This window comes from Nostoc sp. 'Peltigera membranacea cyanobiont' 210A (assembly GCF_002246015.1).
Taxonomy (GTDB): domain Bacteria; phylum Cyanobacteriota; class Cyanobacteriia; order Cyanobacteriales; family Nostocaceae; genus Nostoc.
This window is the reverse complement of sequence record NZ_NOLJ01000002.1, coordinates 45,078-59,444: the sequence shown is the minus strand read 5'-3', so window position 1 is coordinate 59,444 and position 14,367 is coordinate 45,078. Positions and strand designations below refer to the sequence as shown.

Annotated in this window: 16 protein-coding genes and 1 tRNA gene; 11 read left to right on the top strand and 6 right to left on the bottom strand. The window is 41.3% G+C overall.

Features of this window, described 5'->3' with window-relative positions; translation table 11 throughout:
* Positions 1-43 precede the first annotated feature (43 nt).
* Positions 44-385, bottom strand: coding sequence for a hypothetical protein (locus CDG76_RS05130; protein WP_094348010.1), 342 nt, complete (start codon positions 383-385; stop codon positions 44-46).
* 37 nt (positions 386-422) lie between these two features.
* Between CDG76_RS05130 and CDG76_RS37075 the strand changes: the two genes are divergently transcribed.
* The 4 genes from CDG76_RS37075 to CDG76_RS05115 all read left to right on the top strand — a co-directional run bounded on the left by CDG76_RS37075 (position 423) and on the right by CDG76_RS05115 (position 2,357).
* Positions 423-587, top strand: coding sequence for a hypothetical protein (locus CDG76_RS37075; protein ID WP_190240802.1), 165 nt, complete (start codon positions 423-425; stop codon positions 585-587).
* Between the two features lie 217 nt (positions 588-804).
* On the top strand, positions 805-1,143 hold the full coding sequence (locus CDG76_RS05125) for a DUF433 domain-containing protein (RefSeq protein WP_190240771.1): 339 nt from the start codon (positions 805-807) through the stop codon (positions 1,141-1,143).
* Positions 1,140-1,502, top strand: coding sequence for a DUF5615 family PIN-like protein (locus CDG76_RS05120; protein ID WP_094348007.1), 363 nt, complete (start codon positions 1,140-1,142; stop codon positions 1,500-1,502). Before CDG76_RS05125 ends, CDG76_RS05120 begins: the two co-directional genes overlap by 4 nt.
* 90 nt (positions 1,503-1,592) lie before the next feature.
* Positions 1,593-2,357, top strand: a complete 765-nt coding sequence (locus CDG76_RS05115; RefSeq protein ID WP_094348006.1) for a Uma2 family endonuclease — start codon at positions 1,593-1,595, stop codon at positions 2,355-2,357.
* Between the two features lie 12 nt (positions 2,358-2,369).
* Here CDG76_RS05115 and CDG76_RS05110 read toward each other — a convergent pair whose 3' ends face one another.
* Positions 2,370-5,066: a CBS domain-containing protein gene (locus tag CDG76_RS05110; RefSeq protein WP_094348005.1), complete on the bottom strand. Its 2,697-nt coding sequence runs from the start codon at positions 5,064-5,066 to the stop codon at positions 2,370-2,372.
* Positions 5,067-5,216: 150 nt separating this feature from the next.
* Between CDG76_RS05110 and psbZ the strand changes: the two genes are divergently transcribed.
* The 5 genes from psbZ to CDG76_RS05085 all read left to right on the top strand — a co-directional run bounded on the left by psbZ (position 5,217) and on the right by CDG76_RS05085 (position 8,762).
* The gene (gene psbZ, locus CDG76_RS05105) at positions 5,217-5,405 is read left to right on the top strand and encodes a photosystem II reaction center protein PsbZ (RefSeq protein WP_094348004.1); all 189 of its coding nucleotides are present in this window, start codon (positions 5,217-5,219) and stop codon (positions 5,403-5,405) included.
* A 192-nt stretch (positions 5,406-5,597) separates the two neighbouring features.
* Positions 5,598-6,176, top strand: a complete 579-nt coding sequence (gene ribH, locus CDG76_RS05100; protein ID WP_094348003.1) for a 6,7-dimethyl-8-ribityllumazine synthase — start codon at positions 5,598-5,600, stop codon at positions 6,174-6,176.
* A gap of 169 nt (positions 6,177-6,345) precedes the next feature.
* Positions 6,346-6,417, top strand: a tRNA-Gly gene (locus CDG76_RS05095).
* A gap of 670 nt (positions 6,418-7,087) precedes the next feature.
* Complete coding sequence (locus tag CDG76_RS05090; protein WP_094348002.1) at positions 7,088-7,495, top strand: hypothetical protein; 408 nt, start codon at positions 7,088-7,090, stop codon at positions 7,493-7,495.
* A gap of 4 nt (positions 7,496-7,499) precedes the next feature.
* Positions 7,500-8,762: a glutamate-5-semialdehyde dehydrogenase gene (locus tag CDG76_RS05085; protein WP_094348001.1), complete on the top strand. Its 1,263-nt coding sequence runs from the start codon at positions 7,500-7,502 to the stop codon at positions 8,760-8,762.
* 112 nt (positions 8,763-8,874) lie between these two features.
* Here the strand turns inward: CDG76_RS05085 and CDG76_RS05080 are convergent, their stop codons facing one another.
* Positions 8,875-9,999, bottom strand: a complete 1,125-nt coding sequence (locus CDG76_RS05080) for a WD40 repeat domain-containing protein (protein WP_094347999.1) — start codon at positions 9,997-9,999, stop codon at positions 8,875-8,877.
* 248 nt (positions 10,000-10,247) lie between these two features.
* Between CDG76_RS05080 and CDG76_RS05075 the strand changes: the two genes are divergently transcribed.
* Positions 10,248-11,819: an alkaline phosphatase D family protein gene (locus CDG76_RS05075; RefSeq protein WP_094347998.1), complete on the top strand. Its 1,572-nt coding sequence runs from the start codon at positions 10,248-10,250 to the stop codon at positions 11,817-11,819.
* 608 nt (positions 11,820-12,427) lie between these two features.
* The gene (locus tag CDG76_RS05070; RefSeq protein WP_094347997.1) at positions 12,428-13,279 is read left to right on the top strand and encodes a universal stress protein; all 852 of its coding nucleotides are present in this window, start codon (positions 12,428-12,430) and stop codon (positions 13,277-13,279) included.
* A 148-nt stretch (positions 13,280-13,427) separates the two neighbouring features.
* Here CDG76_RS05070 and psbM read toward each other — a convergent pair whose 3' ends face one another.
* The 3 genes from psbM to CDG76_RS05055 all read right to left on the bottom strand — a co-directional run bounded on the left by psbM (position 13,428) and on the right by CDG76_RS05055 (position 14,365).
* A complete protein-coding gene (gene psbM / locus CDG76_RS05065) occupies positions 13,428-13,544 on the bottom strand; it encodes a photosystem II reaction center protein PsbM (protein WP_084227279.1) in 117 nt (38 codons plus the stop codon).
* Positions 13,545-13,744: 200 nt separating this feature from the next.
* Positions 13,745-14,041 (bottom strand): 2Fe-2S iron-sulfur cluster-binding protein, encoded by a 297-nt coding sequence (locus CDG76_RS05060; protein WP_094347996.1) that lies wholly within the window; start codon positions 14,039-14,041, stop codon positions 13,745-13,747.
* 186 nt (positions 14,042-14,227) lie between these two features.
* A complete protein-coding gene (locus CDG76_RS05055) occupies positions 14,228-14,365 on the bottom strand; it encodes a photosystem II reaction center protein K (protein WP_006195022.1) in 138 nt (45 codons plus the stop codon).
* Positions 14,366-14,367 lie beyond the last annotated feature (2 nt).

Below are 14,367 nucleotides of genomic sequence, written 5' to 3'. Positions count from 1 at the left end.
TAGTGCATGACTATGTGAAGTAACCCTGTCAAACTAGTTGCATTTATTCTTCGTTGACATTTGTTGCTTTGGCGCAACAGGTGTTTGGTACTACTTCATTTGAGCTATCTCGCTGGAGTTGTAATGAGGTTTGATATTGACTACAGTGTAACACTAAGGAATTTTGGAAAGCGAGGATGCGATCGCTTTTTCTATTTCCACACTCCCCAGCCCTACTAGAAAGACTTACAGCAGTTTTATTCTGTCTTAAATACTCTTGTGCGGTGGGCATCTTGCCCGCCCCAGGACGGGCGAGACGCCCATCCCACAAGAAGAAATAACTATTGTTAAAAAGGTTGATTAATTGAATCACCCCTGCTAATTTAAGTGTATTTGCGTAATACACAGCAAAATTGGCATATTTTACTTGTTGCCCTTGAACTATGAGCTATCCAGATTTCATAGCAGGCTTTCTAAATCCATTTATTTTGTTAGCACTAACAGGAACCAGTTTACCCACACTTTCCATGCTGCTTTATTCACCCCTAAAAACACGTAAGTTAATTACTAAATATCGCCAGTCTGAAGAATCTTTAATCAAACCCTAATGAAACAGATATCTAACTTCTTTGAGTCGGATATCTTGTCTTGTTTGTAAGGAAGACAAGATTACATTATCTTTTTTTCTGCCTAACTTAAGAATGTGATCGCTTTTTTTTGCAAAGCGTTAATGTAGTGTGGTAAGCGATCGCTATGCCGTCAAGCTTATCGCTTGAATAAAAAGATTACTATATATAATAACTAACTATGAATATAGGTCAATCTATGTCTACCAAACATATCGCAGACTATTTCAACTTTCTCTCTTCTGAAGACATTAGACTGAAAGACTCAAGAATTGGTATTGAAACAATTCTTTATGAATACATTGATTGTGGACGTTCTCCAGAAGAAATTGCCCAAATTTATCAAACAATATCTTTAGAACAAGTATATGCAACAATTCTTTATTATCTGCAAAACAAAGAAACTGTCAGTGCTTACATCAAAAACTGGATAGAACACGGTCATAGAATGCGAGAACAACAGAGGCTTAATCCCCCGCCAGTGTCAGAAAAACTGCGCCAACTCCGAATTGAAAGACAAGCTAAACAGCAAGCATGACACTGCAATATCTGATTGATGAAAATGTCAATCCTATCTATCCAAATCAAATTAGGCTAAGAGAACCTGATATTGCGATTAAAGTGGTAGGAAAATCAGGAACTCCACCAAAAAGTACACTCGATCCAGAAATTCTGTGTTGGTGTGAGGATAATAATTTTATCTTAGTGACAAATAACCGAACTTCTATGCCAGTACATTTAGCTGACCATATTGCTATTAATCGCCACGTACCAGGAATTTTTATCCTCAATCAAAATTTAAGTATTGGTGAAAATATAGAAGAACTCATAATAGTTGCTTTGGCATCAGAAGACGATGAATATCAAGACAGAATAGTTTATTTACCCTTACCCTAAAAATAGGCGATTACCCACGGTACGCTACGCGATCGCTAACTACAAAACTGCTAAAGTAAATTTATAACTACTTGATGCCATATCCATTCTATGACCATTGCTCAAGAATTAGATTCTCAAGAAGGCATCTGCCAAGATGTTATATTTCCCCCTGGTGATTTATATAGTGACGAACCTCCCTTGGAAAGCGAACTGCATTTACGGCAAATAATCCTACTATTAACATGTCTGGAATGGTTGTGGCGAGATAGAAATGATTTCTATGCGGCGGGAAATCTAACTATTTACTACAGTCCGCGCCAACGCAAATCAGAATACTTCCGAGGGCCAGACTTTTTTGTTGTACTGGGAACTGAACGTAAAACTCGTAAAAGCTGGGTAGTCTGGGAAGAAGATGGCAAATATCCGAATGTAATTTTAGAAATTTTGTCTAACTCAACAGCTAATACTGATAAAGGTTTAAAGAAAACAATTTATCAAGACACCTTCCGCACGCCCGATTATTTTTGGTTTGACCCTTACACACAAGAATTTGCGGGATTTCATTTAGTAGATGGAGAATATCAAGCTCTACAAGCAAGTGAACAAGGATATTTGTGGAGTCATCAGCTAGGGTTATATTTGGGAGTTTATGAAGGTTTATTGCGGTTTTTTACACGAGATGGGCAACTAGTACCAACACCGGAAGAAACGGCAGAACAAGCCGAACAAAAGGCAGAACAAGCCGAACAAAAGGCAGAACAAGCCGAACAAAAGGCAGAACAAGCCGAACAAAAGGCAGAACAAGCCGAACAAAAGGCGGAACGTTTAGCAGCAAAACTGCGGGAGTTAAATATCGATCTAGATACAATTTAGACCAGAGCTATTTCATTTAGGATAGTGTTGCGCTAAAAATTCCTCAGCTTCAGTCTTATCTTTAATTATTTCATCCAAGGTAGCAGCAAGCATATCATCTAATATCTGCCGATATTGAGGCCCTGGTTTGTAACCAAGTTTCTTTAAATCATTACCATTCAATAGTGGCTGCACATTAGTCCAAACAGTTAAATATTCCCAAATCTGATGTCTAAGCGATCGCGGACTTTGCACAGCGATTAAAATCAGCATTGGTAAATCATACTGTCGCAACAATTGTACTACTTGACTAGGACTTTGACACTTAGGCAAAGATTCCATTACCTCAGGTTGGGCAGAAGCCAAGTTTTGCAAGCGTTGAATGCCATCTTCTTGCAGTTGCAGATTCTTTGCAACTTTCGCCCGATATTGTGGTGTTAGATGGGCGATTAACGTTTCTAAGCGCATTTCCCAATGGATGAGTGTCGGTTGCAAGTCAAATCGCCGCAAACAACTTTCTAGCAAACGTAATTGTCGTAGGACTTCCACATTTAGCTTCAGGCTAGGATGGATGCATTGCAATGCCCCTAAGTTATCTAGCAATTGCAAAGCCGATTTCCAGTAGTGGGCTTCTAAGATGTGTTTTAATTCTGTTTTCAGTCGCGTTTGCAGGGCTGGAGTTCTGCTATTCTCTTGAGCGGTGCGATCGTAAACACCACTGTTGATGGCATAGCGAATAAACTCTTCAGTTTGCGGTTCTATTTGAAATCCGAAGCGCACAGCAAAGCGCACGCCACGATAAATGCGGGTGGGGTCTTCGATAAAGCTATTGGCGTGCAAAACCCGAATTTGTTTAGCTTGTAAATCTAGTAAACCACCAAAAAAATCGAGTAACTCACCAGCACGAGGTGAAGTCAGGCGCAAGGCAAGGGCGTTGATGGTAAAATCTCGACGATACAAGTCTTGACGAATGGAACTCGCCTCAACTTCTGGATTTGCCGCTGGATAGGGATAAAACTCTGTTCTAGCCGTGGCAATATCTACCCAAAGAGAATCTAATTCTGGGTCTTTATGCCACAACAAAGCAGCAGTTTGAAAAGCCCCGTGGATTTCTAAACGAGCCGCAGGGTAAAGTTGTTGGAGTGCTTTTCCTAGTTCCACACCAGCGCCAACATCTGCTGATTTGTGAAAGCCATCAACTACTAAGTCAATATCTTTAATCATCAAGCTACCTGCTGTCTCAGCTAATAGCACATCCCGCACCGCGCCCCCGACTAGATAAAGATGCCAACCCCGTTTTTCTGCTTCTTGCGATGCGATGGTGAGTAATTGCCATAACTGAGGAGCAAGTTTATTTTGCAATTGCGGGAGATTAATATTACTTTTTTGTCTCTCCTCCTCTCCCCCTTCTGCGTTTTCATCCCTTTCTTGATGTAATTCCCGCAAGACATCAGTACGAGTGACAATACCCATTAACTGCTCATTTTCCAATACTGGTAAGCGTCCGATATCATAAGTCACCATTAGCGACTCAATTTGTGGCAGTGTTGTATCTGGTGTAATTGTTTTAAGATTTCTTGTCATGTAGCCCTTGACTGGCGCATGACTAAAGCCGTGGTGTAAGGCGATATCAATATCTCGCCGCGAAATAATGCCTATTAGTTGCCCTTGAGTATCGACTACAGATAAACCAGAGTGTCCATAGCGTAATAAAATGCGCTGGGCTTCGGCAATTGTGGTTTCAGGCAGAATTGTGCGGACAGGAGAAGACATCAAATCCCTAGCAGTAAGGGGATGGGGAATTTGTACTTTTACCCCGTCAAGGAGTTGTTTTAATATTGCCTGCGAATCTACTTTGCGTAGGTTTAGCGATGCGGCTTGCGAATGACCCCCGCCCCCCAATGGTTGGAATAATAGATTAAGATTTGTTTTGGGAATTTGCGATCGCCCAATTACAGTTAAGCGTGAATCCTCTTCACCTAAAGGATACTCATTAGCCAACAGTAGGGCATCAATTTCAGTTAATTCTACAAGTTCCGAAGCTAGACTCGACAGCCCCGGCACAAACCCATCTGTTTTCAGAGTTACCCAAGCGACCGTATATCCATGTAGACAGAGATATTCTAAACTTTCCAATGCCTCAGTTAATAGCTGTTGCAATTGCGGAGATAATCCGGGGTCACGGTAAGTAGAAATTACTGATAAACTTGCCCCTTGTTGCATCAACCAAGCCAAAGCTAAGGCATCCCGTGGTGTGGACTGGTCATATGTCAAAGAGCCAGTGTCAACGTGGATACCTAAAGCCATCACAGTTGCTTCGGCAGAAGTCAAGGAAATTTCCTGTTGTTGCAATTTCTCAACGATTAAAGTTGTGGTGGCTCCTACTGAGTCAATATGCGATCGCGTGGCGGGAATATCTGATTCTTGTCCTAAGTGATGGTCATAAACTATAATTTCTCTCAGATTGGGTAAATCTAACCACTCAGCAGCTTTACCCAAGCGATCGCGCTGTTGTGTATCCACCACATTCAGAGAGCGAATTTTTTCTGGATTCACCGAACGGCGTTCAATCAGTGGATATTCATCCCGATGCAATGCTAAAAAATCCCGTACAGGAGGATGAGAGCCGCCAGTTAGCACAATATTGCTTCCCGGTAGTAGGCGCGTTAACCCTACTGCTGCTCCTAATGCGTCAAAATCAGCTGTTGTGTGGCAAAGTATTAAATCCATAGTTAAGAGTCATTAGTCACTTGTACTTAGACAAAGGACAAATGACAAAAATGTTGCAATTTCTGCTAGCTTAAAAATAATAAGAAAGTGTCAGTGTCGCCCTTTAGGATATTCTATCCTTAGTATTTCGCTGTATTGGGAGAAGCAAAAATGACCATAATATTCCAATTTGCCTTGATAGGTTTAGTCTTGTTGTCTTTTGTCCTAGTTGTGGGCGTTCCGGTTGCTTATGCCACTCCCCAAAACTGGAATGAATCTAAAAAACTGCTCTGGCTTGGTTCTGGGGTCTGGATTGGTTTGGTGTTTTTAGTTGGTTTGTTAAACTTTTTTGTCGTTTAGGCGACGGCTTCGCTCTGGCGCAGGCACATAATATAAGAACTAGAGGGGCAGAAAAGCCAAGGTCAAAGGTTAAGGGAAACAAGGGATTTTTTCTTTTTCCTACTAACTTTATTTTGATCGCGCTTTCCTGCTCCTCTACATTTAAATAAGAAATGTATATTGGCCAGAAGTATAGTTGATAAAGAGGCAATCATGGCAGTTTTCGAGGGAACTTTTACCCAAACGGAGCCTTTGCGGTTTGCAGTGGTGATTGGTCGATTCAATGACCTCGTTACCGGAAAGCTGCTAGAGGGATGTCAAGATTGTTTAAAGCGCCACGGTGTAGACCCTAATCCCCAAGGTAATCAGGTGGACTATGTTTGGGTTCCGGGAAGTTTTGAAGTACCTTTAGTAGCTCGCCAATTAGCACTTTCCCATCGTTATGATGCTGTAATTTGTCTTGGCGCAGTCATTCGAGGACAAACACCCCATTTTGATTACGTATCCTCAGAGGTTTCTAAAGGCATTGCCGCCGCTAGCTTTCAAACTGGGGTGCCAGTAATTTTTGGCATTTTGACAGTAGATACTATGCAGCAAGCTCTAGAACGGGCAGGCATAAAAGGTAATCATGGCTGGGATTACGCCATGAATGCCTTAGAAATGGCTAGCCTGATGCGGCAACTGCGTTCTAACCTGGCAGAGCCATATTCTCGTAATAGCCAGTCTTTGCCAGCCGCTTTTCCAAGTGCCAGCGTTGGCAATTTAACTTTGGAGTCAGAAGAACTCGGCTAGTTAGTCATTAGTCATTTGTCCTTTGTTATTCACTAATGACCAATGACGAATGACTAATGACTAATGACTAATGACCAATGACCAATGACCAATGACGAATGACTAATGACCATATTAAGGGGTTGACAATTACAGATAAATCTGAGATATTGATATATGGCAATTGATTGCGGGTGTAGCTCAGTGGTAGAGCGTCACCTTGCCAAGGTGAATGTCGCGCGTTCGAATCGCGTCACCCGCTTCCAACTAAAACCTCTTGAATTTAACAATTCCAAGAGGTTTAGTGTTTTTAGGGTGCGTTGAAGTGTTCGTATATTAGCTCTGCACTCTTGTAAACTGCGCAGAATGTGGACAGGTGAGTAAAAACTAGCCACAATCTATATGTTTGGACAAAGAGTTACACACTACAATAGATATTTTAGTAATTCCTGCTCTATAAACACTTGTAAACTCCAAGGAATAGATATTGGACATAATGCCGATCTAACCTTGAGAACTGATAGTAATATATAGTGACAGTGACCCAAAGAGAAATTAGCGGGTTTGTTGATGTGTGTTGTTTACGAGCGTAGCCTTCCCAAAGGATTTGCTTTAGGAGCGAATCGCCACCTATGCTTAAAATTGTACCAGGTGTGTCAGCATAATAAATCCCCAAAAACGCAACCACATTACCTTAAAAGCGACAGATGAAGAGAAGGAAATTTTTAAATAAGATCGCCAGCTATGGGGAAAGATTACAAATAGATAACTCTGTACTAATTTGGCAACTAGTATACTTAAAGTTAGCGGCATCTACTATTTTTAATCAGGGCAATGTTTGTATCGCCTTTCTATGTATATAAAGACAGAAGCCTCTAAGGCATTATATTCTCGCAGTTCGTGTAAAACACGCTCAAGTTATTAGAACGCTTGTGCAATCTCAAAAACCCGAAAAAATCGATTTCAATACCGAATACCCCTGTCCCTGTCGTCGCCGGGGTCAGTTAATTCCGATTACACTGACAGAAGCATTTGGTTGCGATCGCTGTCAGCAAATCTTTGTTGTAGAAGATAATGGTCATGTCCTAGAACAGCTTTCCACCACCTATCCCTACAAACGGGCTTGGCGTTGGATGGGAAATAGTTGGCATGTTGTCCATCCCCGCTTGGGAGAAAGCTATCTGCCTATAGCGCTGGGCATTATTTTCGTGCTAGTGATTATATGGCTGCCATTAGCACTGCGATTGGCAAATGGTTCCAGCATTATTGCTTGGGCAATGGTGGCGGTGCTATTGGCTATTTTACCAGCACTAATGGTCTGGCTTACCTACAGACGTTAACTCAATGACTGTTGAATTGGATGACCACCCCGAACCGATTACTAGTGCCCAACGAGCCTATCAAGCTTCCCTAAAGTTGGCGCTCACAAAGGGAGTAGACCGAAGTCGTGCAGTATTGGCAATGGCAAAGGCGATTGAGCGCTCATTTGACGACATTCTAGAAGCCAATACCTTGGATTTAGAAGCCAGTCGGGAAATGGCAGTGCCTGAGTTGATATTGGACTGGCTGAAGCTGACTCCCACAAGGCTAGAGATGACAGTGGACATTTTAAAACGGTTGGGGGAATTATCAGATCCGCTGCGACGCGTTAGAACCGCTGATTATCAACTGGAAGATTCCCAAAGTTACACCCAGTTAATGCCCTTGGGAGTGATTGGATTTATTTATGAGGCATTTCCCGATTTAGGGGCGATCGCAGCGGGTTTTTGTATCAAAACTGGCAATTGTATAATTCTCAAAGGCAGTACCGAAGCTAGCCATTCCAACGCCGCCATCGCTGAAGCACTGCAAAATGCGATCGCAGAAGTTGGTTTAGCTCCGGGCTGTCTAGAACTGATTACAGCAGAACATGGGGCTTCAGTTCGGGATCTAGTTACTCAAGACCAGTACGTGAATTTAGTGATTCCCTACGGACGTTCTAGCTTAGTGCAGCAGGTAGTCCGACAGTCAACTTGCCCAGTTTTAAAGTCGGCGATGGGTAACTGTTACCTCTACTGGTCGCTGAATAGTAGCTTAGAAATGGTGCGCTTGATGATTCTTAATAGTCATCAAAGTGAACCCGATCAAGTCAACGCTATTGAAAAGGTACTAATTCATCGTCAAGCCTTGCCATCATCTTTAGCAGTTTTATGGAACAGCTTGATGGAAAAAGGCTTTGAAATTAAAGGGGATGCAGAACTAGTCCAAGCCTTTCCCCAGTTGCAGCTGGTAAAAGAAGGTGAATGGGGAAACCCTTATTTAACCAGGACAGTGGCTTTTAAACTAGTGGATAGCTTAGAAGCTGCGATCGCTTGGATTAATGAATACAGCAGTGGTCATGCTGACTCTATCGTGACTGAATCTTACCAGGAAAGTCGGCAGTTTGCTTTAGGAGTTAACAGTGCTTCTACCTACATCAACACTTCCCCGCGTTTTTCCCGCAACCCTTCGCGGGGAGATTCAGTATTTCTCGGTATGTCTAATCAAAAAGGTCATCGCCGAGGATTTATCAGCCTGGAAACCTTGACCACCGTTAAGCACATTGTTCAGGGAAATGGTAGGTTTTAAATAATTCGTAATTTGTACAGTATCATTCTGAATTTTGAAGTAAAACTATCTTAAATCACCGTGGATTCCGAGAGTAGTGACGCGGATACTTGCTTGTAGAAGATTATAAAACCTAAATTATTGCAAGCATTTTAACAAAGTTTTGCGCTTTGTCCCATTTTTCACGTAGCTCGTCCGTGTCCGCCCTACCAGAACTGCTGGGGTATCCCCATACCTGAGCTGTAAATGTACTGCCTCCAATCCAAACAAATAGTCTCTGTCCGTCCGAGCTAATTGTATGACAATCAATGAATGATAAATTAGTTATGAGGCGACAAAGTTCATGTCCTGTCTGAATGTTCCACACTTTAATAGTTCCATTTTCTCGGCTACTACTAATTAATAAACGTCTATCTGGGCTGATATCAACATCAGGAATAAACCTTGATTGGGTATTAATTGTGCAAAATACCTGTTCTGTCTGCCAATCCCACAATTCCAGAGTAGTATTATAGTTTTTGTCACTGGTATAAGTGACCAAGGTTTGTGAGTTTGAGTATATGGAAAAACGGCGAGGAAGATATTCAGGTATCTCAATAGAGGAATTTTCCTCTATTTGATGAATATTCCATAATACAAAAATATTAGCATCACCAGTACTTACAAGTTTTTGACCATCTGGACTAAAAGAAACAGCCCAAAAGTTTTCCGCATGATGACCGGTGGTAAAGATTTTCTCCCCTATTTTGAGATCCCATACCTCAGCACAATCATTAGAATGCGAAAGTCCTAATATTTGGTCATCTGGAGCGAAGATAACTTGAGTAAATTTCGTTGGGTTTTCCTGCTTCCATGTGTTAGTTACTTGTTGTGTCTGAATATTCCATATTTTCACTATTCCATCATTATCATCAAGAGTTACTGAGACTTCTTTATCTACATTAATAAAAATATGACCAATCCCAGGAACTTGATCTGTATACCTCTCAATAGTAAAAAGATACTCAAAAAATAAATAGGGGTTGTATGCCTGTAATGCCAGTTTAGCTCTTGGCTCTGTACTTTCCTGGAGTAGCCAATAAGCTGCTTCTTGAACATCAACCTCTGAGTTCTGTAAAGCTTGAATAATCAAGTCTAAGCCAGCTTCCCCATACTCAAAAACATCTAGAAGGGCATCAATTTTTTGTTCAACCTTTCCATGCGCCAGCAATTGCCTAACTCTTTCAATCCCTCCCAAAACTGCATCGTTAATTGTCATAAATTCTTTACTATTTTGGTGGTGGGTCTAAATTACCCACAAAGTTTTTTTAGCCCCAATACCCAATTCCCTAATTCAATTTTAAACTTAACAAAATCTTAATTTCTACTTGATCCTGGGTTGGTAGGTTCCTTGTGTTTGGTTGAGCAGCAATTAGGAAACAAGTCAAATCAAGCCATTATTTGTGCTTTTCACAACTGACACTCCTAAAATTTGCCAACTGTATTTACATCTGGGAAGGGGTGAATATGGAACTTATGGATGGTACACGCCTGCTAGCAAATCGGTGCAAACGGCGGAATTTTTTGTTGGGTGCAGGATTCTTAACGGGGTTAACAATCGCTAGTCAATGGCATCCGGTATTGGCTAGCTCAAGGTTTTCTGGGTATCCGTTCAGTCTTGGTGTTGCCTCTGGCGATCCTTTGCCGGATGGTGTTGTTATCTGGACACGACTGGCTCCCAATCCACTCTCTGGAGGTGGGATGCCATTGGTAAATGTTCCAGTGCGGTGGCAAGTTGCCCTTGATGAAAACATGAAACGGGTGGTGCGGCGAGGAACAGTACTAGCGACACCAGAGTTAGCACACTCAGTCCACGTTGATGTCCGTGGGCTAAACCCTGACCGTTGGTACTGGTATCAATTTCAAGTAGGTAAGGAAGTTAGCCCCATTGGACGGACTCGCACAGCACCAGCATCTTATAGTTATACCCAACAACTGAACTTTGCTTTTGTCTCCTGTCAAGACTGGCAAAATGGCTACTATACCGCTTATCGGCATTTAGCTGAGGAAAATCTCGACCTTGTGGTTCATCTGGGTGATTACATCTACGAATACGGGCCACAGTCTGGTGGGCCGCGCCAGCATAATAGTCCAGAAATTATCACTCTTAAAGACTATCGCGATCGCCACGCCTTGTACAAAACTGACCCGAATCTGCAAGCTGCTCATGCGGCTTTTCCCTGGATTGTCACTTGGGACGATCATGAAGTTGACAACAACTACGCCAACTTAATTCCCGAAGACAACCAAACCCAAGAGGCTTTTAGAAAACGGCGAGCTAATGCTTACCAAGCTTACTACGAACACATGCCTCTACGTCAGTCTTCATTGCCCAAGGGACCAGACACGCTGCTTTATCGGCGGTTGACTTTCGGTAATTTAGCTGAGTTCAATGTGCTAGACACGAGGCAGTATCGCACTAATCAACCTTGTGATGATGGACTTAAGCCTCGCTGTCCCCAAGCTTTTGATACAAATGCTACGATGACAGGCTCAGAGCAAGAACAGTGGCTACGAAAAGGGTTAGATCAATCGCGATCGCGCTGGAATGTGATTGCTCAACAGACCATGCTAGCCGAGTACAATTTCAATAGTAGTCCAGGTGTCGGTGTCTTCAATGTGGATCAGTGGGACGGTTACGTGGCTGCACGTAATCGGCTTTTGAGTTTTCTCAACCAGCGCCAACCCTCTAATCCAGTGGTAATTACTGGAGACATACATTCTAGTTGGGTACACAACCTCAAGCTTGACTTTAATAACCCAAACTCGCCGACTGTAGGAACTGAGTTCGTAGGAACTTCAATCACCTCTGACTTTCCCACCTCATTCATTGCTCCATCTCAAGCAGCCCTAATTAATAATCCCCATACTAAGTTTTTTGACGGTGCTTACCGAGGATACGTCCGCTGCAACCTGACTCCAAAACGCTGGCAAAGTGACTATCGCGTTGTATCAAGCATCGTTGATATGAATGCCTCAGTCAAAACCCTAGCTTCCTTTGTAGTCCAAAACGGACAACCAGGGGCACATCTAAATTAAGCAAATCTCACAAGTCATCAAACAAACCCTCCAAATAGAATCTGGGGGGTTTTAATATAGTCATTAAATATGATTTCGACTATTAGAATATCCGAATTTGGATGTTGTTATCCCGCATTTTGCAGGTGTTCGGATATAGCAATCCTATCTGATTTACCAAAACTGCAAAACACTTAAAAAAGCAGAGAATATGGGAAAATCAGGAAGAATGTAGACTATTCAAGTGGGAAGCGAGGTTATACTGAATTAATTTTCCTTTAGAGTTATTTTGGCATTTATTTGCAATACTTAACTAACTTCTAATTAACAAAAGTAAACATAGATTAAAAATAATAACTAACATCATAATTTATTAAGTTCATCAGACTAAATTGAGAGTAAGCTGAATAGTTGAAGTCTAGTTGAAAGTTTAAGTGACTAAGTGCAAACAAACTTAAACATTTGTTTAGTTTTTTATCCTTTGCCATTTGTTTGAGTGTTAAATACTAAAAAATAAAGTTTATTTGTGCCAAATTACTAACTAGGTTATCAAACAAGTTGGTGAAAATCCGACCAGAGCCAAGTACCAACAGCGAAAACAAAAGTAAACTTCACAAAAATTACGTAAAATGATCAGAAGAATTTTGCTGGCTGTATCGGGATTGGGACACGCAGAAGAAATGCTCAAAACCCTAAAAGAAATCCCTTCAATTCAATCTGCAAAAGTTACGATTTTGCATGTTGTTCAAGCACAAAATGCTGCTGCTACCATGACAACTAAATGGGAAAATGGGGGTAAAATTCTGGCTAATGCTATTCAAACTTTGAACTTAGATCCTAGCCAAGTTTCTTCAATTTTGCGTGAAGGCGATCCCAAAGATGTGGTTTGCCAAGTAGCTGATGAAATCGACGCTGACTTGATTATTATGGGTTCACGCGGACTGAAGCGACTGCAATCGATTTTATCGAACTCAGTCAGTCAGTATGTTTTTCAGCTATCTTCTCGCCCCATGCTGCTGGTAAAAGATGACATTTATGTTAAAAGAATTAAGCGAGTTATGGTGGCAATAGATAACTCTGACTCAGCAAAAAATTGCTTGAAATTGGCACTGTTTTTACTTCGGGATATTCCGGGTGGCGAGTTAATTTTGGCAAATATTAGTACAGATTTAGGTGGTAAAAAATCGGAAATAACCAAGGTTAACTCAGACAAAAATCCAGTTTTAGCAGCTGCTGTTGCAGAAGCTGAAAAACAAGGCATCCAATCTCGTTCTTATATCAGCAGTGGCAAGCCTGGTGAAGAAATTTGTCGATTGGCAGAAGAGTTAAATATAGACTTATTATTGCTCGGTTCTCCAGATCGTCGTCCATCGATCGCTAAGAGTTTTGTTGATATAGATCGGCTCATCGGATCTTCCTTGTCTGACTATGTTCGAGTCAATGCCACTTGTCCGGTATTGTTGGCGCGGACAATCGCTTAAAGGAAACAGTGCTGAGTATAATAATTGTTGTCATCGAATAGTAAAGTAAGACTTGTGTTGTCTTTACTATTCAGCGCTAAGTTGCTGGTTGATAAATAAAAACCCCTACACTATTGGTGCAGGGGTTATTTATTTTATACACAAACTCTTAACTATCTTTTCCACCTTCGCGGCTAGCAGTTTGGATGTAAAGAATTAGTAAAAACACGGCAGGGACTAGTACGAACAAAATGCTCGCTATGAACCCCAGGTCATTAACTTGCATGGCAAGAAAACCTCTCTTTAATTTCCAGTCAACAACATTAGGATAGCATTATCGATGACAGAGTTATACCAATTCAAAATTCAAAACTTGTACTGAGCTTGTCGAAGTATTCAAAATGTCCGCGTAGCGTCTCGTAGAAAGGACACTCAATTTTGGTAAGTATTTTGACTACTGACTGGATACATGACAGATTTGAGAACTTAAGGCTTCGTGACTACGCTGACTGAGCCATTCACTAAAGTTTGACAGGCAAGGCGGTAATTTTCTGGCTTTTTCTTGAATTTCCGGTTTTCTACTTCTGTGCGAGGGGAAAGATTTTCTAGTCCTTCGACTATCTCGACAATACAAGTACCACACTGACCATTACCACCGCAATTGGTCATTTTACCAATAAATGTATATATATCAATGCCATTTTGTATCGCCTTGAGCCGGAGATTAGCACCATCTGCTGCCACTACTTCTTTATTTTCTTTAACGAATTTGATATTGCCCATAACTGATTGCTCCTTGACTGTAAGCTTGGCTTTCAAGGCTTCATATTGACATAGCTTGTATTAACATCTTATTTATTATAAGAATTCATTGCAAAATATTAATAAATATTAACTTTATCAAATACGATGCTACAAAAAAATAGGACAGGTAGTCTACCTGTCCTATAAATTGAAAAATAGATTAACTTATCTAAATCCCACAGCTGCTTGCCAAACAAAAGCAAGCAACAAGAAGAATACAGGGATGACTGGGAGAACGTCTACCAAAGGATCGAAGATTTGGTAAGCTTCTGGCAGTTTTGCTAATAAAAGTGCTGCTTCCATGT

Bases quoted from the DNA above. Each gene is read 5' to 3' on its own strand.
- CDG76_RS37075 (WP_190240802.1), top strand. From the start codon at position 423: ATGAGCTATCCAGATTTCATAGCAGGCTTTCTAAATCCATTTATTTTG.
- CDG76_RS05125 (WP_190240771.1), top strand. From the start codon at position 805: ATGTCTACCAAACATATCGCAGACTATTTCAACTTTCTCTCTTCTGAA.
- CDG76_RS05120 (WP_094348007.1), top strand. From the start codon at position 1,140: ATGACACTGCAATATCTGATTGATGAAAATGTCAATCCTATCTATCCA.
- CDG76_RS05115 (WP_094348006.1), top strand. From the start codon at position 1,593: ATGACCATTGCTCAAGAATTAGATTCTCAAGAAGGCATCTGCCAAGAT.
- CDG76_RS05110 (WP_094348005.1), bottom strand. From the start codon at position 5,066: ATGGATTTAATACTTTGCCACACAACAGCTGATTTTGACGCATTAGGA.
- psbZ (WP_094348004.1), top strand. From the start codon at position 5,217: ATGACCATAATATTCCAATTTGCCTTGATAGGTTTAGTCTTGTTGTCT.
- ribH (WP_094348003.1), top strand. From the start codon at position 5,598: ATGGCAGTTTTCGAGGGAACTTTTACCCAAACGGAGCCTTTGCGGTTT.
- CDG76_RS05085 (WP_094348001.1), top strand. From the start codon at position 7,500: ATGACTGTTGAATTGGATGACCACCCCGAACCGATTACTAGTGCCCAA.
- CDG76_RS05080 (WP_094347999.1), bottom strand. From the start codon at position 9,999: ATGACAATTAACGATGCAGTTTTGGGAGGGATTGAAAGAGTTAGGCAA.
- CDG76_RS05075 (WP_094347998.1), top strand. From the start codon at position 10,248: ATGGAACTTATGGATGGTACACGCCTGCTAGCAAATCGGTGCAAACGG.
- CDG76_RS05070 (WP_094347997.1), top strand. From the start codon at position 12,428: ATGATCAGAAGAATTTTGCTGGCTGTATCGGGATTGGGACACGCAGAA.
- psbM (WP_084227279.1), bottom strand. From the start codon at position 13,544: ATGCAAGTTAATGACCTGGGGTTCATAGCGAGCATTTTGTTCGTACTA.
- CDG76_RS05060 (WP_094347996.1), bottom strand. From the start codon at position 14,041: ATGGGCAATATCAAATTCGTTAAAGAAAATAAAGAAGTAGTGGCAGCA.
- CDG76_RS05055 (WP_006195022.1), bottom strand. From the start codon at position 14,365: ATGGAAGCAGCACTTTTATTAGCAAAACTGCCAGAAGCTTACCAAATC.